Annotated in this window: 18 protein-coding genes; 12 read left to right on the top strand and 6 right to left on the bottom strand. The window is 59.0% G+C overall.

Annotated elements, in window-relative coordinates; genetic code table 11:
- Positions 1–405 precede the first annotated feature (405 nt).
- Positions 406–4,059: a vitamin B12-dependent ribonucleotide reductase gene (locus Z947_RS0114370; RefSeq protein WP_025044988.1), complete on the top strand. Its 3,654-nt coding sequence runs from the start codon at positions 406–408 to the stop codon at positions 4,057–4,059.
- A gap of 485 nt (positions 4,060–4,544) precedes the next feature.
- Here the strand turns inward: Z947_RS0114370 and Z947_RS0114365 are convergent, their stop codons facing one another.
- Positions 4,545–6,083, bottom strand: coding sequence for a trimethylamine methyltransferase family protein (locus Z947_RS0114365; protein WP_025044987.1), 1,539 nt, complete (start codon positions 6,081–6,083; stop codon positions 4,545–4,547).
- Positions 6,084–6,348: 265 nt separating this feature from the next.
- Positions 6,349–7,527, bottom strand: a complete 1,179-nt coding sequence (locus Z947_RS0114355; protein ID WP_025044986.1) for a pyridoxal phosphate-dependent aminotransferase — start codon at positions 7,525–7,527, stop codon at positions 6,349–6,351.
- Between the two features lie 230 nt (positions 7,528–7,757).
- Here Z947_RS0114355 and cysS point away from each other — a divergent pair, with 230 nt between their 5' ends.
- From cysS to Z947_RS0114330, 5 genes are all read left to right on the top strand, one after another.
- The gene (cysS, locus tag Z947_RS0114350; RefSeq protein WP_025044985.1) at positions 7,758–9,176 is read left to right on the top strand and encodes a cysteine--tRNA ligase; all 1,419 of its coding nucleotides are present in this window, start codon (positions 7,758–7,760) and stop codon (positions 9,174–9,176) included.
- A 132-nt stretch (positions 9,177–9,308) separates the two neighbouring features.
- Complete coding sequence (gene cimA / locus Z947_RS0114345) at positions 9,309–10,931, top strand: citramalate synthase (RefSeq protein WP_025044984.1); 1,623 nt, start codon at positions 9,309–9,311, stop codon at positions 10,929–10,931.
- Positions 10,928–11,908, top strand: coding sequence for an alpha/beta hydrolase (locus Z947_RS0114340; RefSeq protein WP_025044983.1), 981 nt, complete (start codon positions 10,928–10,930; stop codon positions 11,906–11,908). The genes cimA and Z947_RS0114340 overlap by 4 nt, the downstream gene beginning before the upstream one ends.
- A complete protein-coding gene (locus Z947_RS0114335) occupies positions 11,898–12,623 on the top strand; it encodes a class I SAM-dependent methyltransferase (protein WP_025044982.1) in 726 nt (241 codons plus the stop codon). Before Z947_RS0114340 ends, Z947_RS0114335 begins: the two co-directional genes overlap by 11 nt.
- Positions 12,620–13,396: a squalene/phytoene synthase family protein gene (locus Z947_RS0114330; protein WP_025044981.1), complete on the top strand. Its 777-nt coding sequence runs from the start codon at positions 12,620–12,622 to the stop codon at positions 13,394–13,396. Before Z947_RS0114335 ends, Z947_RS0114330 begins: the two co-directional genes overlap by 4 nt.
- Before the next feature lie 4 nt (positions 13,397–13,400).
- On the opposite strand, the gene Z947_RS0114325 is transcribed toward Z947_RS0114330, so the two are convergent.
- On the bottom strand, positions 13,401–14,609 hold the full coding sequence (locus Z947_RS0114325; RefSeq protein WP_025044980.1) for an MFS transporter: 1,209 nt from the start codon (positions 14,607–14,609) through the stop codon (positions 13,401–13,403).
- A 100-nt stretch (positions 14,610–14,709) separates the two neighbouring features.
- Here Z947_RS0114325 and Z947_RS0114320 point away from each other — a divergent pair, with 100 nt between their 5' ends.
- The 4 genes from Z947_RS0114320 to Z947_RS0114305 all read left to right on the top strand — a co-directional run bounded on the left by Z947_RS0114320 (position 14,710) and on the right by Z947_RS0114305 (position 17,450).
- Positions 14,710–15,447 carry a precorrin-6A/cobalt-precorrin-6A reductase gene (locus Z947_RS0114320; RefSeq protein ID WP_025044979.1) on the top strand — a complete coding sequence of 246 codons (738 nt, stop codon included), beginning with the start codon at positions 14,710–14,712 and terminating at the stop codon, positions 15,445–15,447.
- Positions 15,429–16,079: a DNA-3-methyladenine glycosylase family protein gene (locus tag Z947_RS0114315; RefSeq protein ID WP_037938942.1), complete on the top strand. Its 651-nt coding sequence runs from the start codon at positions 15,429–15,431 to the stop codon at positions 16,077–16,079. The genes Z947_RS0114320 and Z947_RS0114315 overlap by 19 nt, the downstream gene beginning before the upstream one ends.
- Positions 16,076–16,741, top strand: a complete 666-nt coding sequence (locus tag Z947_RS0114310; RefSeq protein ID WP_025044977.1) for an alpha/beta hydrolase — start codon at positions 16,076–16,078, stop codon at positions 16,739–16,741. Before Z947_RS0114315 ends, Z947_RS0114310 begins: the two co-directional genes overlap by 4 nt.
- Positions 16,742–16,865: 124 nt before the next feature.
- Complete coding sequence (locus Z947_RS0114305) at positions 16,866–17,450, top strand: HNH endonuclease (RefSeq protein ID WP_025044976.1); 585 nt, start codon at positions 16,866–16,868, stop codon at positions 17,448–17,450.
- A gap of 51 nt (positions 17,451–17,501) precedes the next feature.
- On the opposite strand, the gene Z947_RS0114300 is transcribed toward Z947_RS0114305, so the two are convergent.
- Positions 17,502–19,334, bottom strand: coding sequence for a PAS domain-containing hybrid sensor histidine kinase/response regulator (locus Z947_RS0114300; RefSeq protein WP_025044975.1), 1,833 nt, complete (start codon positions 19,332–19,334; stop codon positions 17,502–17,504).
- Positions 19,335–19,550: 216 nt separating this feature from the next.
- Entirely contained in the window at positions 19,551–20,333 is a 783-nt protein-coding gene (gene xth, locus Z947_RS0114295; RefSeq protein WP_025044974.1) for an exodeoxyribonuclease III, read from the bottom strand.
- A 351-nt stretch (positions 20,334–20,684) separates the two neighbouring features.
- Between xth and Z947_RS0114290 the strand changes: the two genes are divergently transcribed.
- Both Z947_RS0114290 and Z947_RS0114285 read left to right on the top strand, forming a co-directional pair.
- On the top strand, positions 20,685–20,909 hold the full coding sequence (locus Z947_RS0114290) for a DUF6749 family protein (RefSeq protein ID WP_025044973.1): 225 nt from the start codon (positions 20,685–20,687) through the stop codon (positions 20,907–20,909).
- A 75-nt stretch (positions 20,910–20,984) separates the two neighbouring features.
- Positions 20,985–22,067 (top strand): DUF6902 family protein, encoded by a 1,083-nt coding sequence (locus Z947_RS0114285; RefSeq protein WP_025044972.1) that lies wholly within the window; start codon positions 20,985–20,987, stop codon positions 22,065–22,067.
- Between the two features lies 1 nt (position 22,068).
- On the opposite strand, the gene Z947_RS0114280 is transcribed toward Z947_RS0114285, so the two are convergent.
- Positions 22,069–22,392 (bottom strand): HesB/IscA family protein, encoded by a 324-nt coding sequence (locus tag Z947_RS0114280; RefSeq protein WP_025044971.1) that lies wholly within the window; start codon positions 22,390–22,392, stop codon positions 22,069–22,071.
- Positions 22,393–22,396: the final 4 nt, after the last annotated feature.

Raw genomic sequence — 22,396 nt, 5'->3', positions numbered from 1 at the left:
CTTTAGGGTTTTTCAAACGTGCCGCGCGTAAAACTCTTGCCCGTCGATTGTGGATATTAACCAAGTGAATCGGCGCATTGTGTGTGGCGCAAATTTCGCTCCGCCGGTCAACTGAAACAAAACCGAAAATTGAAAATAAACGCGTTGACCGAACAGGGGTCGATACGTCAGGTTGTGGAGGTCGGAGATGACGCCACAACATATGGTGGTTAACGCTGAAGAGGCGCATCGAGACACGAGCGCAGGGAAACGACAGCAAAACGCGTCACAATTCTGCATGTCCCGGGCCGCATAGAGTGGCCTGGCGCATAAAATTCGTGCCTGAACCGGCGGTGAACGGGATTTGGGGGCATGCTCTGACGGGCACAGCTCTTGGTATAAATTGTTAAGACAGAGGCAGCGATTATGAAAATCGAACGTAAATTCACCAAGGCAGGCACAGACGCATACGCAGAGCTTGATTTCATTACGACCGTATCGGAAATCCGCAATCCGGACGGTTCTATTGTATTCAAGCTTGATGACGTCGAAGTACCCGCGAGCTGGAGCCAGGTTGCCAGCGATGTGATTGCGCAGAAGTATTTTCGTAAAGCCGGCGTGCCCTCTGCCGTCACCAAAGTGAAAGAAAAAGGCGTGCCTGCGTTCTTGTGGCGTTCGGTGCCTGCCGAGGGCGCGACGATGGGCGGCGAAACGTCATCCAAGCAGGTGTTTGACCGTCTGGCCGGCGCTTGGGCCTATTGGGGGTGGAAAGGTGGCTATTTCTCCACCGAAGCCGACGCGCAGGCCTATTATGACGAAATGCGCCACATGCTGGCCAGCCAGCGCGCCGCGCCGAATTCGCCGCAGTGGTTCAATACCGGTCTGCACTGGGCTTACGGCATCGACGGTCCGGCACAGGGCCACTATTACGTTGATTACAAAACCGAAAAACTGACCCGTTCCAAATCTTCCTATGAGCATCCACAGCCGCACGCCTGTTTCATCCAGTCGGTAGGTGACGATCTGGTCGGCGACGGCGGCATCATGGACCTGTGGGTGCGTGAAGCGCGTCTGTTCAAATACGGTTCCGGCACCGGCACCAACTTTTCCTCCCTGCGTGCAGCGGGCGAAAGCCTGTCAGGCGGCGGTAAATCCTCCGGTCTGATGGGTTTCCTGAAAATCGGTGACCGTGCAGCGGGCGCGATCAAATCCGGCGGTACCACCCGCCGCGCGGCCAAGATGGTCATCGTCGATGCGGACCACCCCGATATCGAAGATTTCATTAACTGGAAGGTGCTGGAAGAGCAGAAAGTGGCGTCCATCGTTGCCGGCTCAAAGATGCACGAGCAAAAGCTCAACCTGATATTTGAAGCCATCAAAGGCTGGGACGGTGCAGAGGCAGACGCTTATGATCCTGCCAAGAACGATCAGTTGAAAGCGGCGGTGCGCGAGGCAAAAAAGGTCGCGATCCCCGAAACTTACGTAAAGCGCGTGCTGGATTATGCCAAGCAGGGCCACACCAGCATCGAATTCCCGACATATGACACGGATTGGGATTCAGAGGCTTATAACTCCGTCTCCGGCCAGAACTCCAACAACTCCATCCGCGTGACAAACGGCTTCCTCACGGCTGTTGAAAAAGATGCTGACTGGGAACTGATCGACCGTGTGACAGGTCGCGTCAGCAAAACAATCCGTGCCCGTGATCTGTGGGCGCAGGTCGGCCACGCCGCATGGGCCTGTGCCGATCCGGGCATCCAGTACCACGACACCGTCAACGACTGGCACACATGCCCCGAAGATGGCGCGATCCGTGGCTCAAACCCTTGTTCCGAATATATGTTCCTTGACGACACGGCTTGTAACCTCGCGTCCATGAACCTGCTGACCTTCCTTGAGGACGGCACGTTCAACGTCGAAGACTACATGCACGCCAGCCGCCTTTGGACCGTAACGCTGGAAATCTCCGTGATGATGGCGCAGTTCCCGTCCAAGGAAATCGCACAGCGTTCGTACGACTTCCGCACCTTGGGTCTGGGTTATGCAAATATCGGCGGTCTGCTGATGAACATGGGCTACTCTTATGACAGCGACGAGGGCCGCGCACTTTGCGGGGCGCTGACAGCGATCATGACAGGCGTTGCCTATGCCACATCCGCTGAAATCGCCGGCGAGCTGGGCGCTTTCCCGGGCTACAAAAAGAACGCCGATCACATGCTGCGTGTCATGCGCAACCACCGCAACGCGGCTTACGGCAACGAAAACGGCTATGAAGAGCTGGCGATCAAGCCTGTGGCGCTGGATCACGATAACTGCCCGCAGCCGGGTCTGGTTGACGTGGCCATGTCCTGCTGGGACGAGGCGCTGAAGCTGGGTGAGGTACATGGTTACCGCAACGCCCAGACATCTGTCATCGCGCCGACGGGTACGATCGGTCTGGTTATGGACTGTGACACCACAGGCATCGAACCCGACTTCGCACTGGTGAAGTTCAAGAAACTTGCGGGCGGTGGTTACTTTAAGATCATCAACCAATCCGTTCCGGCAGCACTGGAAAAGCTCGGTTACGGCTCCGCCCAGATCGAAGAGATCGTCGGCTACGCGGTGGGCCACGGCACCATCGGCAACGCACCGGGCATCAACCACACCACGCTGATGGGCCACGGTTTTGGTCCGAACGAGCTGGCCAAGGTAGACGCCGCACTGGCGCAGGCGTTCGACATCCGCTTTGTGTTCAACCAGTGGACGCTGGGTGAGGAATTCTGCACCGGAGTTCTGGGCATCCCGGCCGAAAAGCTGAACGATCCGACATTCGATCTGCTGAAGTCTCTGGGCTTCTCCAAGGCAGACATTGACGCGGCCAACGACCACGTTTGCGGCACCATGACCCTCGAAGGGGCACCGCACCTGAAAGAAGAGCACTACAGCATCTTCGATTGTGCGAACCCCTGCGGCAAGAAGGGCAAGCGTTACCTGTCGGTCAACAGCCACATCTACATGATGGCGGCGGCGCAAAGCTTCATCTCCGGCGCGATCTCCAAGACGATCAACATGCCGAACGACGCAACCATCGAAGACTGCCAGAAAGCATACGAGCTTTCATGGTCACTGGGCATCAAGGCCAACGCGCTTTACCGTGACGGCTCCAAACTAAGCCAGCCATTGGCGGCCTCTCTGGTCGAAGACGATGATGAAGCAGCAGAAGTGCTCGAATCCGGCTCCATGCAGGAAAAAGCAACGGTGCTGGCCGAAAAGATCGTCGAAAAGATTGTGATCAAGGAAGTCATCAACCGCAGCCGCGAAAAGATGCCTCAGCGCCGCAAGGGCTATACGCAAAAGGCAAATGTTGGCGGTCACAAGGTGTACCTGCGCACCGGTGAATACGAAGACGGCAAGCTCGGTGAAATCTTCATCGACATGCACAAGGAAGGGGCGGGTTTCCGCGCCATGATGAACAACTTCGCCATCGCGGTGTCTGTTGGCCTTCAGTACGGCGTGCCGCTTGAGGAATTCGTCGATGCCTTCACCTTCACCAAGTTCGAGCCGGCAGGCATGGTGCAAGGTAACGACAGCATCAAGAACGCAACCTCGATCCTCGACTATATCTTCCGCGAGTTGGCGGTTTCCTACCTCGACCGCACCGATCTGGCACATGTGAAACCCGAAGGGGCCACATTCGACGATCTGGGCAAGGGCGAAGAAGAAGAGCACGTTGGCAACCTGTCCGAAATCTCAGAGACTGCCGCGTCGCGCTCTCTCGAGGTTCTCAAGCAGATCAGCTCCACGGGCTACCTGCGTAACCGCCCCCCACAGGAGCTTGTTTTGTTGCAAGGGGGTGTGGACGGGGTCACGTTGGCACCGGAAATCGCCAAAGGCGCGGTTGCAGTCGCCATGTCGACCAGCACCTCCGTCGCCTCGGGCACGGTTTCCTCAGGTGCTGTGTCGCTGGACGCCCGCACCAAAGCCAAGATGCAAGGCTATGAAGGCGAAGCTTGCGCCGAATGCGGCAACTACACGCTGGTGCGCAACGGCACCTGCATGAAGTGCAACACCTGCGGCGGGACGTCCGGGTGTAGCTGATGAAATTGGAGCGCTGAAAGGCGCTCCATAAGGGACGGGGTGGGGTCTCGCGCATTGCTTTGCAATACGCTGCCACCCATTCCACGCCCCGGCCCAGCCGGGACGCATTACACGGAGCGGATGCGTTCGCTCTGGACGACGTTCAGGCCGCAGGCAAAACAAACACCGAGCGGTTAACAAATTGAGCTTGAACGGCGAAACTCAGGGAGGACTTCGGTTCTCCCTTTCTTCTTTTTACAAGGATAAGAGCTGACTCCACCTTTGAGAAGACCAAATGTTCTGTCAGAGGAGTGTGCGTTTTCTACGAAAACACCCACGTGAACGGCGAAACGAGGGAGAGCTCCGTCTCTCCCTTTCTTCTTTCCACACAACGTCAAACGCAACCGGCGCAGCGGCGGCGCAACGCTTCCCTCGGATCCTCCTCTTTTTGGCCTTAAATCCTGCGGGGAGTCGCGCTTGCGCGGCGGGGCAGAGCCCCTTCTTTTTCAGACAGGCAAGTGAATTTTGAACCGCTCGCGGATCGCCTGATCGATGGCCGGGTCAAACCGTGCCCGCGGGCGTTGCGCCAATATCGCCTCTTTGCGCAGTGTCGCATTGGCGACCAGTTCCGGCTTGCCCAGTTCATCCCATTCTTTCGGAGATGACCGGTTTCCCAGCGATGGATAGACGTGATCCAGTTCCATCCGGCTCAGGGTTTGTTCGGTCCCCAGATAATGCCCCGGTCCATCCAGACAGACCGCGCGCATCTGATCCAGAGCCAGCGTTTCCTCGTTTACCTCGATGCCGCGCACGCAGCGTAGGGCCTGACCGATAATATCATCCCCCAAAATCAGCGATTCGTGGCAAAACCCCAGTAACGATGCATGCATACCCGCCGCCTCGTAAATCATATTGCACCCCGACAGGCCGGCCATGACGTTGGAACACATCTGCTCCCATCCGGCTTGCATATCGGGCATTTTAGCGTCGGCAATACCGCCAGCGGCACCACCGGGCAGGGCGTAAAACCCGTGCATCTGTGCGCAGCCGGCCGTCAACAGTGCCTGTTCGCCGGAGCCGCCCGTCATCGCGCCCGAGCGCAGATCAAGCCCGAAGGGCCATGTGCCGAAGATGGCCGGGTGCCCCGGCTTGACCGCGTTCACATAGACCAGTCCGGCCAGACATTCCGCCACCGCCTGCGTGATCGCGCCTGCGATGGTGGACGGTGCTGTGGCACCGGCCATGCCCGCGGACAGCAGCAGCACCGGCATGCCCCCTTCGATACAAGCCTCCATCACCTGACAGGACTCGGTGGCGAATTTCATCGGCGGGACCACAAAACAGTTCGAGTTCGACATGAAGGGACGCGCGCGCCATTTGTCCTCGCCGCCGGCAATCAGGTGTAGCATCTCAAGTGCGCCCTTGACGTAAGACGGATCGGTAAAGGAGGTGCCGATATGTTTCATCGTGCCTGAACAGCAGCCGTAGACCGTATTCATGTCCATTTCGTAATTGTCTGTAATGTCGCGGCAAACCATCGGGCGCTGTAAAAAGTGAATGTTATCAAGCGTATCCGTGATCCGCGCTGCATCGTGCAAATCCTGCAAACCACATTCGCGGTAGCTGTTGGTCGCCACATCGACCAGATGCACCGCCGCACCTGCGGTGCCGTAATGCACACGGTTGCCGGACAGTTCCAGATCATGGGCAGGGTCGCGCGCGCACAGGGTGATCGACCGGTTCGCCTTTGCCAGAGTGTCCTCGACCAGAGCGCGGGGAAAACGGATGCGCCCATCCGTGCCCTCAACCGCACCGGCACCGGTCAGATAGGCAACACCGGAAGGCGGCGCGTCTGCCAGCCCGATGGTTTCAAGGGCCTCAAGCGCAGCGTTATGGATGGCTTGCATGTCGGCTTGGCTCAGCGGTTTGTACTGGCCGCCCTCCATACCGGGGCGGACGGGGCGCAGGTGCGCGGCGAGGGGTTGGGAACGGGCAGCACGGCGGGCAGCGCGGCCACCGCTGCGAAGGGGAGTTTGATCGGTCATAAGGGGTATCCGGTTGATAAAAGGAACAGGGCAGGGGCGGTCAACCGTCCCGCGGCGCCCCCCGTGCCGCACGCCCGCGCACCGCACCGATGGTGCGGCAGACCCGAGTGATGATACAAACGTCCATGCGCATGTGCCGGCCCCTTTGGGGACCAGCTTGTGCAGTCAAAACCGGTATTTCTGTCCTATTTACGCCGTGACTGTCTGTTTGCGACCCGTGCAGGTGCAGCATGATTTGCGCCGCAAACAGTGGTTCTTAATGCCGTCAGGCGTCGTTCTGGCAGCTCTGCGCAAAGCTGCACAGGGTCTTGAGTGCCGCTTCAAAAGCAATGTCTTCAATGGTCATGGCCACCCGCACATGACCCGCCGCCGCCGTGCCAAAGCTTTCGCCCGGCATCACGGCAATCTGGTGGGCCTCCAGCAGGGCAAAGGCGAAGGCTTCGCCCGTCATGCCGGTGCTGCGCACGTCCAGCATCAGATACATCGCCCCCTGCGCGGGCACCAAGCTGACGGCGTTCTGGCCGGCAAGAACCTTATGCGCAATATCGCGACGGCGGCGGAAGGGGGCTGCGATTTCGACCTCGAACTCTTCACCAAGCTGTAGCGCGAAAAGCGCCGCGTCCTGAATGAAACCGGGCACGCCATAGGTGGTATGCGTGGCGAGATTGATCAGATGGTCGATGATGTCACGTGGTCCGACCACCCAGCCGATACGCGAACCGGTCATCGCGTGAGATTTCGACATTGAGCCAACAACCAGTGTGCGCTCGGCCATGCCATCCAGCGCGCGCGGGCTGATGTGTTCGCCCTCCCAGACCTGCGTGTCATACACTTCGTCCGAGATCAGCCAGAGGTCTTCTTCACGACAGACCTGTGCAATGCCGTCCAGTGTGGCGCGCGAATACACCACACCGGTGGGGTTGTTCGGCGTGTTGATCAGCAGTGACTTGGCCCCCTTGGCGTGTGCCGCAATGTCGCTCGCACGGGGTTGAAACGCATCTTCGGCATGGGTCTGGATGCACAGGGGCGTCGCACCCGCGCCGCGAATGGTGCCGGGGTAGGTGGCATAGAACGGATCAAGATAAAGTGCGGTATCGCCCGCGTCACAAGTGGCAATATGCGCGGCAAACAGCGCGGATTGCCCGCCCGGTGTGATCATCACATTTTCGGATGTTGTCGGGACGCCGGTGCGCTCCTGCACGCGCTGCGCAACTTCGCGGCGCAGTGCAGCCACACCGGGGATAGAGGCGTAGCCGGTGTGCCCTGCCAGTGCGGCGCGGTGCATGTCTTGCAGGATCGGGGCAGCGGTGCGGATGTCATGTTCACCAATTGTCAGCTCGGTCACCGGCGTGCCCGCGTCAATCATCTCGCGCGCTTTGTTGAACACGTCCCAGCCGTCTGAACCGCCGCCGAGAATCCCTGATATCCGCTGTGATGCCTGCATGATGCGCCCTTTCTGTTTCTGGGCGCAGGGGCGCAGAGGCCATCTGATTTGTCAATCAACTGTTGACCGCAAGACGGCCCATCGGCTAACCCTTTTGACATGAATATGATGACCTGCATTATTTGCTGCACCATTACCTGCTGAGATTATTCTCGCGGGTTGTTATCATGTCGTTTCGTTTTCTTAAGATATGTGGCAAGCCCGCGTGACCGCTGCGCGAGGAAGACGCTATGAGCACGACAAACGGGACCGGTACGATCAAGACCGAGATCAAACTGTATAACACGAAAACCCGCCGAAAGGAGGTTTTCGAGCCGATCAAGGCGGATGATGTGCGCATGTATGTCTGCGGGCCGACGGTTTATGACCGTGCCCACCTTGGCAATGCGCGCCCCGTGATTGTGTTTGACGTGCTGAACCGCCTGCTGCGCCATGTTTATGGCGATGATCACGTCACCTATGTGCGCAATTTCACCGACGTGGATGACCGCATCAACGAAACCGCGCAAAAGCGCAGGGCGGCGGGTGCGGACGGCACATTGGAAGAGCTGATCGCAGAGCGTGCGGATGAAACCATTGATTGGTATCATCAGGACATGGATGCCTTGGGGGCCTTGCGCCCTGATCATGAACCGCGCGCGACCGCGTTCATCGGCCAGATGATCGCAATGATCGAGGGCCTGATTGCATCGGGCCATGCCTATGCCGCCGAAGGCCATGCACTGTTCGCGGTGGAGAGTTACAAGGAATATGGCGCACTGTCGGGCCGTTCGGTCGATGACATGATTGCCGGTGCGCGGGTTGAGGTTGCACCCTATAAACGCAATCCGATGGATTTCGTGCTGTGGAAACCCTCGCCCGATGATCTGCCCGGATGGGAGTCGCCTTGGGGACGCGGGCGGCCCGGTTGGCACATCGAATGCTCTGCCATGGCGCATGAGCTGCTGGGCGAAAGTTTTGACATCCACGGCGGCGGCAATGATTTGCAGTTTCCCCACCACGAGAACGAGATTGCCCAGTCAAAATGCGCCGGTCACGGGTTCGCGAACGTCTGGATGCACAACGAAATGTTGCAGGTCGAGGGCAAGAAGATGTCCAAGTCCTTGGGCAACTTCTTTACCGTACGCGATTTGCTGGAACAGGGCGTGCCGGGGGAGGTGATCCGTTTTGTGATGCTGAGCACGCATTACCGTAAGCCGATGGACTGGACGGATAAGAAACGGGCCGAGGCGGAGAAGACGCTGCGCAAGTGGTATACGCAGGTGGCAGGCTTGGACACCGGAACGGCCCCCGATGCGGTGCTGGCGCTGCTAGGGGATGACCTGAACACCCATGGCGTGCTGACAGAATGCCACCGGTTAAGTACCCAGAACGATACCGCAGGCCTACGCGCGGCCTTGTCGTTGCTGGGTTTGCTGGATCAGAAGATCCCCGATTGGGCCGTCGAGCAGGCCTTTGACCTCTTGGACGTCGAAGCTTTCCTGAGTGATGCGCGCACTACGGCGATGGAAACCAAGGACTTTTCCGAAGTGGACCGGATCAAATCGGCCCTGATTGCTGTAGGCATCGAAGTGCAGATGAGTAAGGATGGCGTGAAGCTGACCGCACCTGCAGGATTTGACCGTGCGGCGCTGGAGGGGGTGTTGTGAGCGGTTTGGCGGGTAGGGCGGGGTTGACCCCGCCGCGCGGGTCAACCCCGCCCTACGGAGTCTGAGAGATTGGTCTTGGGGCGGCGAAATGCGCGAAGGCATTTGGGGATCACACGGCTGGGGTAACAACCAATGAAACAACGCCTCTCCCTCTATGACACCACCCTGCGCGACGGGCAGCAAACCCAAGGCGTGCAATTCTCAACCGACGAAAAACACCAGATCGCCCATGCGCTCGATGCCCTTGGCTTGGATTATATCGAGGGCGGCTGGCCCGGTGCCAATCCCACCGACAACGCCTTTTTCGACACTGCCCCGCAAACCCGTGCCAAGCTGACCGCCTTTGGCATGACCAAACGCCCCGGTATTTCAGCGCAGAATGACGATGTGCTGGCCGCCGTGCTGAACGCGGGTACGAAATCGGTCTGCATCGTCGGCAAGACCCATGAATTCCACGTCACCAAAGCCCTTGGCATCACGCTGGAGGAAAACCTAGTCCTGCTGCGCGATAGCGTCGCGCATCTGGTTGCCTCGGGGCGCGAAGCGCTGTTTGATGCGGAACACTTTTTCGACGGGTATAAGTCTAATCCAGATTACGCGCTGGAATGCCTGAAAACCGTCCATGATGCCGGTGCCCGCTGGATCGTGCTTTGCGATACCAATGGCGGCACGCTGCCGGCGGAGATCGGCAAGATCACCTCCGAAGTGATTGCGGCGGGCATCCCCGGTGATCACCTTGGCATTCATACCCATGACGACACGGAAAATGCCGTGGCTTGCACGCTGGCCGCAGTCGACGCAGGCGCGCGCCAGATTCAAGGGACGTTGAACGGGCTTGGCGAACGTTGTGGCAATGCCAATCTCACGGCGATCATTCCGATCCTGCTGCTGAAAGAACCCTATGCGAGCCTCTATGAAACGGGGATTCCTGAAAAGGCGCTGAAGGGGCTGACGCGCACCAGCCGGATGTTGGATGAAATCCTGAACCGTGTGCCACGCAAACAGGCGGGTTTTGTCGGGGCGTCGGCCTTTGCCCATAAGGCGGGGCTGCATGCCAGCGCCATCGCCAAAGATCCCACCACTTATGAACATATCGACCCTGCGCTGGTCGGCAATGCGCGGATCATCCCGATGTCCAATCAGGCGGGTCAATCCAACCTGCGCAAACGCCTGACCGCGGCGGGGCTGGATGTGGCCAAGGGCGATCCGGCATTGGGGCGCATTCTTGAAGAGGTCAAGGCGCGAGAATCCGAGGGCTATGCCTATGACACCGCACAGGCCAGTTTCGAATTGCTGGCGCGCGGCGTTCTGGGGCAACTGCCCGAACTGTTCGAGGTGAAAAGATACCGTGTCACTGTCGAGCGGCGCAAAAACAAATACGACAAGATGGTCAGCCTGTCCGAAGCGGTTGTGGTGGTCAAAGTCGACGGCGAGAAACGCCAGTCCGTCAGCGAAAGCATGGACGAGGCGGGCAGCGACCGTGGCCCTGTTAACGCGCTGGCCAAGGCCTTGGCCAAGGATCTCGGGCAGTATTCTGCCTTGATCGAAGACATGCGGTTGGTCGATTTCAAGGTGCGTATCACCCAAGGCGGTACCGAAGCGGTGACCCGTGTGACCATCGACAGCGAGGACGGACAGGGGCAGCGTTGGTCCACGGTCGGCGTCAGTGCGAACATAATAGACGCGAGTTTCGAAGCTTTGCTCGACGCGATCCGCTGGAAATTGATCCGCGATATGAAAGAGCCCGAAGGATGATCCGCAAGGTGCTGACTTTTCTCGTTTCGTCGCTTGTGATCACCTTGGGCATCGCGCTTGTTCTGATCCTGTCGCAACGCCCTGCCGCTTTGCCGCCCGGTGAGGGGCTCGATTTCACCAACACGCTTGCGGCAGCGGGGCCGGCACCGCAGCCCTTGACCCAAGTGACGATGCGCGACGGTTACCCGTTGCAGGTGCGCCGTTATGCGGGGCAGGCGGCGGATGCGCCATTGCTGGTGTTGGTCCACGGGTCCGGCTGGCACGGGTTGCAATTTGATGCATTGGCGCGCGATCTGGCGGCATCGGCTGATGTTGTCGTTCCCGACTTGCGCGGCCATGGCACAACACCCGGACGGCGCGGCGATATCAATTACATCAACCAGTTCGAAGACGATCTGGCCGATCTGATCACGGCCACGGCGAAACCGGATCAAAAGGTCGTGCTGGCGGGGCATTCATCGGGGGGCGGATTGGCAATCAGGTTTGCCGGTGGGGCGCATGGTACGATGTTGGATGGCGCCGTGCTGATGGCACCTTTTCTCAAACATAACGCCCCGACCATGCGCCCGAACGCGGGCGGCTGGGCGCATCCGCTGCTGCGCCGGATCATCGGGCTTAGCATGTTGAACACATTTCGCATCACTGCGCTGAACCACCTGACAATCATGCAGTTCCGCATGCCGCAAGTCGTGCTTGACGGCCCCTTGGGCGACACGGCGACAACGGCCTATTCTTACCGGTTGAACACCGGCTTTGCGCCGCGCGGCGACTATTTGAAAGATGTCGCGGCCCTGCCACGTTTCACCCTGATTGCAGGCACCTCCGACGAGGCATTTGATGCCGCGCAATATGAACCTACCTTGTCTGCTGTCACGGACAAAGGGCGATATGTCCTTGTCGATGGCGTGGGCCACCTCGACATCGTGGACGCGCCAGAAACACGCCAAGCGATAGAAAGCCTGATCAATGACCTCTGACGCCATGGATGCCTTTTTCAAACTGCACAGCGATCTGCCCCGTGAAGGACCGGGGGAGCCTGCGGATATTGCATGGGCCACTGCGCTGGCAGGGATCAAACCCGCCGCACAGATGGCAGATGTGGCGTGTGGACCGGGGGCGGATATCGGCCCCTTGCTGACAGCCGCACCGCAGGGGCATGTGACCGCTCTCGACAAGACCGCGCAATTCGTTGATGCGGCGCGCAAAGATTGGCACGGTGACGGGCAGGTGACGGTGCTTAAGGCCGATATGGCTGCGATCATGAACAGCTATGATTTGATCTGGTGTGCCGGTGCCGTCTATTTTCTTGGGGTGACACAGGCGCTGAGCGCTTGGCGCAAATCCTTGAAACCGGATGGGGTGATCGCGTTTTCCGAAGCCTGCTGGTTCACCGATACCCCGTCTGATCAGGCCAGGGCGCTGTGGGACAAGGAATATCCAGCCATGACGGATGAGGCGGGTATCACCGCACAGATTGCGGCGGCGGGGTATGAGGTTTTGGGCACAAGACGTCTGGGTGATGCCGCATGGGAGGCTTATTTCACGCCGCTTGAAGCGCGTGTGCAGATGTTGCGCCCCACGGCGGACGCAGCCCTGCGCGCTGTCTTGGACGAGACAGAAGCGGAAATCGCCTGCTGGCGGGCACACCGCACCGAATTCGGGTATGTGTTGAGCGTTGTGCGCCCCCTATGAGTTTTGACGCCGATCTGACAGCCTGCGCCACCTTGGTCGAACGGGCGGACCCGTGGCGGTTTCGCGCGGTGATGGCTGCCCCTCTGGCCGCGCGCCGACAGCTGTTTGCGCTTTATGCCTTCAACGTCGAAGTGGCCCGCGCCCCTTGGGTGACGCAGGAACCGATGATTGCCGAAATGCGTCTTCAATGGTGGCGCGATGTCTGTGAACAGATTGCCAAGGGCGAGGTGGTGCGCCGCCATGAGGTGGCAACACCGCTGGCATCTGTCCTGACCCCGCCTCGGGCGCAGCTATTGGATGAACTGGTCGCTGCAAGGCGCTGGGACATCTACAAGGACGCCTTTGAGGATGCTGCGCATTTTGCCCGCTATATTGACCAGACTGCCGGACATCTGGCGTGGGTCGCTGCGAGCACGCTGGGGCAGGCGGATGAACAGGTGGTACGTGATGCCGCCTTTGCTGCCGGTATTGCTGCGTGGTTGCGCGCCATTCCCGAACTTGAGGCGCGCGGCCGCATTCCGCTGCTTGACGGCACCAACGAGGGTGTTGTGACCTTGGCCAAGGATGCGTTGGCGCGGCTTGCCAAGGCGCGTGCGCGGCGTTCAACGATCAGCCGCGCGGCGCGCCCTGCGCTTATGCATGTGGGGCCCGCGGCGGCTATCCTGTCCGCGGCGGTCAAAGATCCCGGCGCGGTGATAGAGGGGCAACTGCCCGATCCCGTTGACGGGGACCGCTTTGGCCTTGCTTTCCGCGCGATCACCGGGCGCTGGTAGGCGATTACGCGTCTTTCGGACGCATCACCAACCAGATCAGCGACCCGCCCGCCAAAGCCAGAAACGGGATCATCGCCATGTTCACAGCGGCCCAGCCTGTCGCGGCATCCCCGCCGGAACAGTTCATCAATCCGCCCGACGCCAGCGAGGCAAAGGTCACGCCGCCAAAGACCAATAGATCGTTCAACCCCTGCATGCGCCCGCGTTCATGCGGTTCATGCGCACCGGCCAGCATCGTTGTCGCCCCGATAAAGCCGAAGTTCCAGCCAAGGCCCAGCAGGATCAGTGCGATATAAAAGTTGCCCAGCTCGACCCCCTGAAGGGCCACAACCCCAGCAACTGCGAGGATTGCCATGCCCACGCCGACGATCTTTTCCACGCCGAAACGGGCGATCAGGTGGCCGGTGAAAAACGATGGCGCGAACATCGCCAGCACGTGGCCGGTCACGATATTGGACGCATCCGCCACCTGAAACCCGCAGCCCACAACCGCCAGCGGCGTGGAGGTCATCACCAGATTCATCAGCGCATAAGCCACCATGCCACAGATCACGGCAACGGCGATGCGCGGGGTGGTCAACAGCTGCCATAGGCTGCGCCCTTTTGGGGCATCCACAGATGGCACTGGCGGTTTCGGGATATCCAGCAGGAAGAACAGGCCCATGCCGATCACATTAAGGGCCATCGCTGCCAGATAGACCGGAAAAAACCGCATCACGGTGGCATCCGCGCCGGAGGACAGGATCGACACCAGCTGCGGTCCGATGATTGCCGAAATCAGCCCGCCTGCCATGACATAGGAAATCGCTTTGGGTCGGAAAGCTTCGGAGGCAGTGTCGGTCGCGGCGAAGCGGAAGAAGCCTTGCGATGACATATAGATGCCGGTCAGATAGCTGCCGATCAGGAAGACCCAGAAGTTGCTGATGCTCAGGGCATAAGCGCAGATAACCGCGCCGATCAATCCGCCCAGAGCCCCCACCAAAAAACCCGCGCGCCGCCCGTGTTTTTGCATCAGGGGCGACAGCCAGGGTGCGGTGGTCATCGACCCGAACACGATCATCGATATCGGCAAGGTGGCAAGGCAGACATTTGGCGAAAGCTGTTGTCCTGCCAAACCGCCAATCACAAAAATCATCGTGATCTGGCTGCCCAGAAAAGCTTGGGCCGCGACCAGAACAGCCACGTTGCGCTTGGCGCGGGTGTCATCAATCATTTGAAAAATCCTTTGTTGCGGGATGGGTAAACCTCAGTTTCGGGAGGGGCAACCCCTGCGCGCTCTTGTGCCTGCGCGCGGCTGGCCTAAAGTCGCGGGAATGGAGCCGACGGGTCATATACTTTTGCTGGCGGGCAGTGCAGAGGCACGGCAGATCGCTGTGGCGTTGCAGGAGCAGGGCCAAACGGTGCGTGCGGTGATGTCCGAACCACCGCGCGGGGCGGACCCGATGCCGGTCCGCTATGAGGTTTGCGCAGACGCGACCGAGGGCAGGATTGCCCAAGCCGCCCACGGCGCGCGTGCGATTATCGACGCAAGTCACGGGTTTGACGGTCATATGACACGGGTAGGGTACGGGGCGGCCAAGGCCTGCGGGTTGCCGTTTGTCACCCTGTCGCGCCCTGTTTGGGACACGCGGGAAGACCCGTTGTGGCAAAGGGCCACAGATATCGCATCCGCCATGCCGCTCATCACCCCGAAGGAGCGGGTGTTCTCGGCCACGGGCTGGGCCAGCCTGCCGGAATACGCGTCGTTTCGGGGGGCCTGTCTGATGGTGCGCCAGACCACGGTGCATCAGCGCGCTATGCCCTTTGATTTCGTGGAACCGGTGTTCGGTACAGCACCATTTTCCGTGGCGGATGAAATAGCGTTGTTCAAGGAACGCCGCGTCGATGTGTTGATCGCGCGCAACCTGGGCGGTGTACCCAGCCGCCCCAAACTGGAGGCAGCCAAAGCCCTGCGTTTGCGGGTGATCCTGATAGATCGGCCTGCCTTGCCCAAAGGGGTGTTCGTGGTCGATCAGGTCGCGCAGGTAATGACATGGGTGGCAGAGCTGTGAGTGATTTGGGTCGGATCATCCAAACTGATGCGGATGTGGCCGAGGGGGCTGCGTGGTTGGCACAAAAGGATGCGCGGTTTGCGCAGGCTCTGGTGCAGACCGGCCCGCTGCCGCTGCGGTTGAAACCGGACGGGTTTCGCGGATTGCTCGAAATCATCGTCAGCCAACAGGTCAGCGTCGCATCGGCAAACGCAATACGGGCGCGGATGCAGGCGGCAGGGCTGACCACGCAAGCGGCTGTGCTGGGCGCGGGCGAAGAGGGGCTGCGCCATGCGGGGCTCAGTCGTCCAAAGATACGGTATGCGTTGATTCTCGCAACGAGTGATCTGGATTACGCGTCGCTGCATGACCTTGACGACAGTGACGCCATGGCCCGGTTGACCGCGATCACCGGCATCGGCCCCTGGAGCGCGCAAATCTATGTGATGTTCTGCATGGGACGGGCGGATGTCTTTCCGCCGGGGGATCTGGCCTTGCAGGTGGCGGCGCAGAACCTTTTCGATCTGCCCGCGCGCCCCGGCGCGCAGGAACTTGCAGAACTGGCGCAGGCATGGACGCCGTGGCGGTCGGTTGCGGCCCGCGCGCTCTTTGCCTACTACCATATCTTGAAAAACAGGGAAGGTTTGGGATGACACGGGTATTGAACGCCGTACGGCGCGAGGCAAAATCAGGGGAAACACGGTCGGTCGTGGTCTTTCTGCATGGCTACGGGGCGAATGGGCCAGACCTTTTGGGCCTTGCCGACCCCTTGGGCGAACATCTGCCCGACACTTTGTTCGTTGCGCCGAATGCACCGGAAAACGTGGCAGGCATGCCTAACGGGTTTCAGTGGTTTCCGATCCCTTGGATCGACGGGTCTTCCGAAGAAGAATCGATGCGCGGCATGGACAGCGCCGTCGAGGATCTAAACGCCTTTCTTGATGCGTTGATGGTGGATGAGGACGTGCTGCCCGAACAGGTCGTCTTGTTCGGCTTCTCCCAAGGCACGATGATGGCCCTGCATGTGGCGCCGCGCCGCGAAGACGCGGTTGCCGGCGTTGTGGCGTTTTCCGGCCGGCTGTTGTCACCGGATCTTCTGGCGGATGAGGCTGTGGTCAAACCGCCGGTCCTTCTGGTGCATGGCGATCAGGACGATGTTGTACCGCCGCAGTCCTTGCCCGAAGCCGCCGAAGCACTTGAGGCTGCCGGTTGGAAAGATGTCTACGCCCATATCATGAACGGCACCGCCCACGGCATTGCGCCGGATGGGCTGAGCGTGGCGCTGGCGTTTATGCGCGACAAACTGGGGCTGTAAAAACGGTCATATCACTGTGACAATCCGCACCTAATGTCGTTCCCGACATCTAGTGGAATTCTATGGCTTGCCAGAGAAAAACCACGAGATATAGTCGGATCAAACGGCAGAGGGTGCTTCCACGATGGATGGCGATTTCAGGACCGAATTTACCAGACACCCGGCGGGGCTGAAACACAGGCCCGCCTTGGTGTTGAATGCGGATTATCGACCGCTCAGCTATTATCCCTTGTCGCTATGGTCGTGGCAGGATGCGATCAAGGCGAAGTGGCTAGACCGCGTGGATATCGTTGCTGAATATGACGACTGCGTGAAAAGCCCGACCATGACGCTGAAAATTCCGTCAGTTGTTGTGTTGAAAGATTTTGTAAAACCTCAAAAGCGCGTGGCCTTCACGCGCTTTAATTTATTCTTGAGGGACGAATTCCGCTGCCAATATTGCGGTGCGCGCGGTGATCTGACCTTTGATCATGTGGTGCCACGGGCCGCGGGCGGGGTCACGTCATGGCAGAATGTGGTGGCGGCCTGTAGCCCGTGCAATCTGAGTAAGGGATCGAAACCCTTGCACCGCACCGGCTTGCATCTGCGCAAACCCCCGCGCCAACCCGCTGCAGAAGAGCTGCGCAATATGGGGCGCAAATTCCCGCCAAACCTGCTGCATGAAAGCTGGATGGATTTTCTGTACTGGGATGCAGAGCTGGAAGCCTGAGGTTTCTGCTTTCGTGCGAGCGCTCCTCCGACCCAAACGGGCCGGGAGATGTCAGTCATCGCCTTGTGCCGCGGATGACAGCATTTCGCGCTGCGCGCAAAGTCGCCCAATCGCATCAAGCAAGACTTGCTTGGAGAATGGTTTTGTCAGGCGGATATGTTCGGCGGTCATGTCACCTTGCGGTGTCGGGTGGTCCGGCGTGTAGCCGGACATCAGGATCACCGGCAAATCAGGGTCCCGTTCTCTGAGTTTCAGGGCCAGCGCAGCCCCTTGCAATTCTCCCGGCATCACCATGTCGGTGATCAACGCGTCAATGTCCGGCGTTGCATGATAGGTTTGAACAGCTTCGTCGCCACTTGCGGCCGTTGTGACCCGATAGCCGGCAGCTTCGAGGTTTGCTTGCAGCACATTGCGCACGGCGGTTTCGTCTTCGACCAGCAGGAAGTGACTGCATCCTACGGGGCTTTGAGCGCTGCTTTGAGCAGGGGGCGCGTCGTTCGGGTTTTCCACGGGCGTGACAGCAGGGAAGAAAAGTTTGAAACGGGTCCCCTTACCGGTTTCTGTTTCGACCTGAAGGTTGCCGCCGGATTGGGTGACAAACCCGTCCACCATCGCCAGCCCCATGCCGGATCCTTTTCCGGGTCCCTTTGTGGTGAAGAACGGATCAAACACATTGCCCAGAATGCCCTCGGCGATGCCCGTACCGTTGTCACCGATTGCCAGCATCACATAGCGGCCCGACGCGATCTCCTGCTTGCGACTATCGAGGGCAGTTTCCTCGATCCGGACATTTGAGGTTTCGATGCTCAGTTTTCCTTGTGCGTCCATCGCGTCACTGGCGTTAAGCAACAGGTTCAGAATTGCGTTTTCCAGCGTTGGACCGTCAAGCCGGACCTGCCAAAGCCCCGCCGCCAGCGAAAGGTTGACCTCGATCGATTCCGGCAAACCGCGCCGCATCCAGTCTTTCGCGTGGCGTACGACCGCGTTCAAATCAATGATCTCCGGTTCCAGCGGCGCTTTGCGGGCAAAGGCAAGCATGGAGCGCGTCAGATCGGCACCGCGCCGTGTGGCTTGCAGACTGGCATCAATCATCCGTATCAATTCCGGATCGGTGAGATCATCGCGCACCATTTCAAGGTTGCCCATAATCACGGCCAGCAGGTTGTTGAAATCATGCGCAATGCCGCCCGACAGCTTGCCGATGGCTTCCAGTTTGCGCACCTGATCAAGGCGGGCCTCCAGATCGATCCGTTCAGAAATATCGGTGGTGACACCGTTAAACCGAACGACCTTGCCGGTTTCATCCAGAACCGATTGACCAAAAGCCAGAAACCACAGGTATTCACCGCTTTTGGTCCTGAAACGATGCTCGCTCAGATAGCCTTTGGAGGGGTTTTCAAGATGGGCGTGCAGTTTCGCGAGGTACTTTTCGACATCGTCAGGATGCAGAAGGTTCACCGTTGACCCCTGCATTGCCTCCCTTAGCTCCTGCGGCGTATATCCCAGACTGGTCGCGTAACCCGGCGACATATAAAGTTTATCGGTAGTGAGGTCCCAGTCCCAAATAGAGGACCGGCTGGTCGCAAGGGAAAGCCGTTCCTCGCTCAGGGCAAGCGCTTGGAACAATTTGTCTTTCTTGTCCGCTTCGGCTTTGGCGCGATTGCGTTCTGTGACCAGCAGATATTCGATTACGCCACCCAACAGCCCCGCCGCGAGTCCGACGATAAACGGCAGCGGATACGCGAGCGGTGAATCGATCTTTCCGTGTTGTAAAAATACGGCGAGCTGAAGGGCAAGGACGCCGACCAATACGAACCCCATCAACCTGAACAGGGACATGTCCTTGAACATGCGAAAGTGGCGGCGCAAATCTGGCCTGTTCATCGAAGCTATCCTTTGTTGCCTTGCCTGATAAGCGGGCGAAAGCGGGACATTTTTCGGAATTAGGATTGGCGGTCGAATGTCCCCTGCGTCATGTAACTACAGGGGCATAGCGGTCGCTGTCTACAGACGCGGTCCCATGCCGATGCTGCGATTTGGTTCTGGGCGCGTGACCCGCCAAGCGACGCAGCTCAGGGCGGGTCGCGATGTCTTGTCAGTTCAAAAGTCCAGCTCAACCCACACCGGCACGTGGTCCGACGGCTTTTCGCCGGCGCGCACGTCCTTGTCGATCTGGCAATCGCGCAACATATCAGCGCAGGCAGGGCTAAGCAGGAAGTGATCGATGCGGATGCCGTTGTTGCGGTTCCATGCGCCGGCTTGGTAATCCCAAAAACTGTAATGGCCGGGGCCGGTGGTGCGGGCGCGAAACGCTTCGGTCAGGCCAAGGTTCAGTAATCGACGCCATGCAGCACGGGATTCGGGACGAAACAGCGCGTCCTCGCGCCAGGTTTCGGGTTTTGCCGCATCTTCGGCCTGCGGAATGATGTTGTAATCGCCCGCCATCAGAAAGGGCATTTCTTCGGCCAGCAACACACGCGCGCGCGCCTCAAGGCGATCCATCCACGCCAGCTTATAGTCGAATTTGGGGCCGGGGGCGGGATTGCCGTTGGGAAGATACAGGCCACAAATGCGCACTGCGTCTTTTTCGCCAATCACTGTTGCCTCGATCCAGCGGGCCTGTTCATCGCTGTCATCCCCGGGCAAGCCGCGCGTGACGTCCTCGAGCGGCAGCTTCGACAGGATCGCAACGCCGTTGAACGATTTCTGCCCGTGTGTGTGCACATTGTAACCGCGCTGTTCAAAAACCTCGGCGGGAAAGGCTGCGTCGACGGATTTGATTTCCTGCAACAGCACCACATCGGGCGCCGCTGTGTCGAGCCAGGCGGGCAGGGCGTCAATGCGGGCTTTGATGCCGTTGATGTTGAAGGTTGCAATCTTCATTTTTTCCTACCCCGTGAGGTTGTTTTCGCAGGCCAAATTTTTTCGTTTCGGCATCCGCAGGACTTACCCATAGGATGATTCTGTTACCTGAAATTCAATCAGAGATTGAAGTTGCGGTTGTTCTGCCGAAGAAACCGGATGCGAGCCTGTGTGTTGGTAACTCTTTTGTGGCCTGTGGAAAAGACGCGAATCTCTGCCTGTTCGGCAGGGCTGCGCCTTTTCCTTCATGTGGGCGGGTCTGTGGACAAATTGGACGGGCAAAACTTTCGGTTGGCAACTCTCCTTTAGCGAGTAGTTGTAATATTGTTAACAGCCAATAATTGCGAAACCTCAAACAAAAGGACTTTACTCATGACAGCACTTGCCCTTTCTAGCGTCACCTCCAAGCCTTCGACCGCTGCTGAAAACAGCATCGACAACGGTACAAACAACAGTCGTTTTAATGCCGGTTCAACAGCACCGGCCGGCGATATGATGGCGGGGGACGGCGTCGAGATGTTCACATGCAGCATTCTCGGCTCTGGCTCAAGCATCGTCGATGGCGACCAGACCCACATGTTTACCTGTAGTATCTAGCCTGTTTCGCGGTACCAAACGGGTCCGGTGAAACCGCCGGGCCTGCAATTCCGGCCCTTAAGCATCAGGTACACCATGAGCAATGTCATCACATTCAGGCCCGCGCGCCGACGTAGTCGGACACAGAACCTTCGCGCCTTGATGGCGGGGCTTGCACAGGGGCGCCGTGCACAGGGCGACGTGTATTGGCTGAAAGAAAACGCCGAGGTACTGGGCATGCTGACGGCGACGAAGGCCGCGATGTCTGCGGGTGACCTTGCCCCTTATGCGGAATTTTACGACACGCTTGAGAATAAGCTACAATTCTTCCCACAGTACTACCGGTTTTTCCTGTCGATTTGTCTGGATCTTGAGGATCTGGGAATGGATGGACACAAGGGTAAGGCCCTGTGCCAATGGGTGGCTGATGCAGGATTGGTCAGGGCCGAGCTATCGGATTTGCAACGTGCCGAGGCGCACCGTTTATTGGCCAGACGCGGGGTCTGCGACCCCCGTGCGGCAGAGGTGGTGAAGGGCCGGTTGCGCCGTTTTGCAGAGCGGGCGGGCACCTTTGCGCTGCCGAACAAAAAGGCCGCTTACGAACTGACACATATCGTTTTTTACCTGTCGGATTACGGCAAACAGGACGCGCAGTTAAGCGCAGGTATTTTAACGAGTCTGCATTTCGCAGGTGTGCTGGCTTATTTGGATCAAAATCATGATCTACTGGCCGAAGTCTGCACCGCACTCCAACTCACAGGAGATACGCCAAGCCCGATCTGGACGCAGGCTGTTGCCGACGCTCATGCGCTTATTTTGCCGGTCAGTGGGGTGCCTGAATACCCCCGTCACGATGCATTTCACAGCTATCTGGTGACCGGCTGGGCACAAGCCATACAGGGTTACACGAGCTTTGAGGCGCAAGTGCCTGAAGGAGCGTTATATTTTGAATCCAAAGTGCCGCAAGGCGGCGCGCTTCGGTCTTTGTCCCTATGCCTTTACGATCTTGGCCCAAAACGCAGCGAAAGCTGGCCCAACATGCGCGCGCAATTCATGCCTTGGCTCGATCGCCAAAGCCAGCATGTGCTTGAACAGGCCGAAGCATCGACCCCGCATTTCGCAGCGTTCTTTGAAAGCTTCGCGCGGGCCAACAATGGACATGTGGCCAAGGCGGGATAATTTACATCGAAAAGGATGTGCCGCAGCCGCAGGATGATGTGGCATTCGGGTTGTCGATCACGAACCGTGCGCCGATCAACTCTTCGGAAAAATCAATCACCGCATTGGCGAGGAAGGGCAGGGAAATACTGTCGACGACGACCTTCTGACCGTCGCCTTCCAACACCAGATCATCATCCTTCGGTTCATCCAGCGCGATTTCATACTGAAACCCCGAACAACCGCCGCCATCCACGGCGACGCGCAGCGCCTTGCCATCACCGGCGGCACCAATCTCGGAAAGGCGTTCAAAGGCGCGGGGGGTCACTTTGGGGGGCAGGTTCATGGGG

The organism is Sulfitobacter geojensis, assembly GCF_000622325.1.
GTDB lineage: Bacteria > Pseudomonadota > Alphaproteobacteria > Rhodobacterales > Rhodobacteraceae > Sulfitobacter > Sulfitobacter geojensis.
Note: the sequence above shows the minus strand (reverse complement) of the source record. Positions and strands in the feature narration are given on the sequence as shown.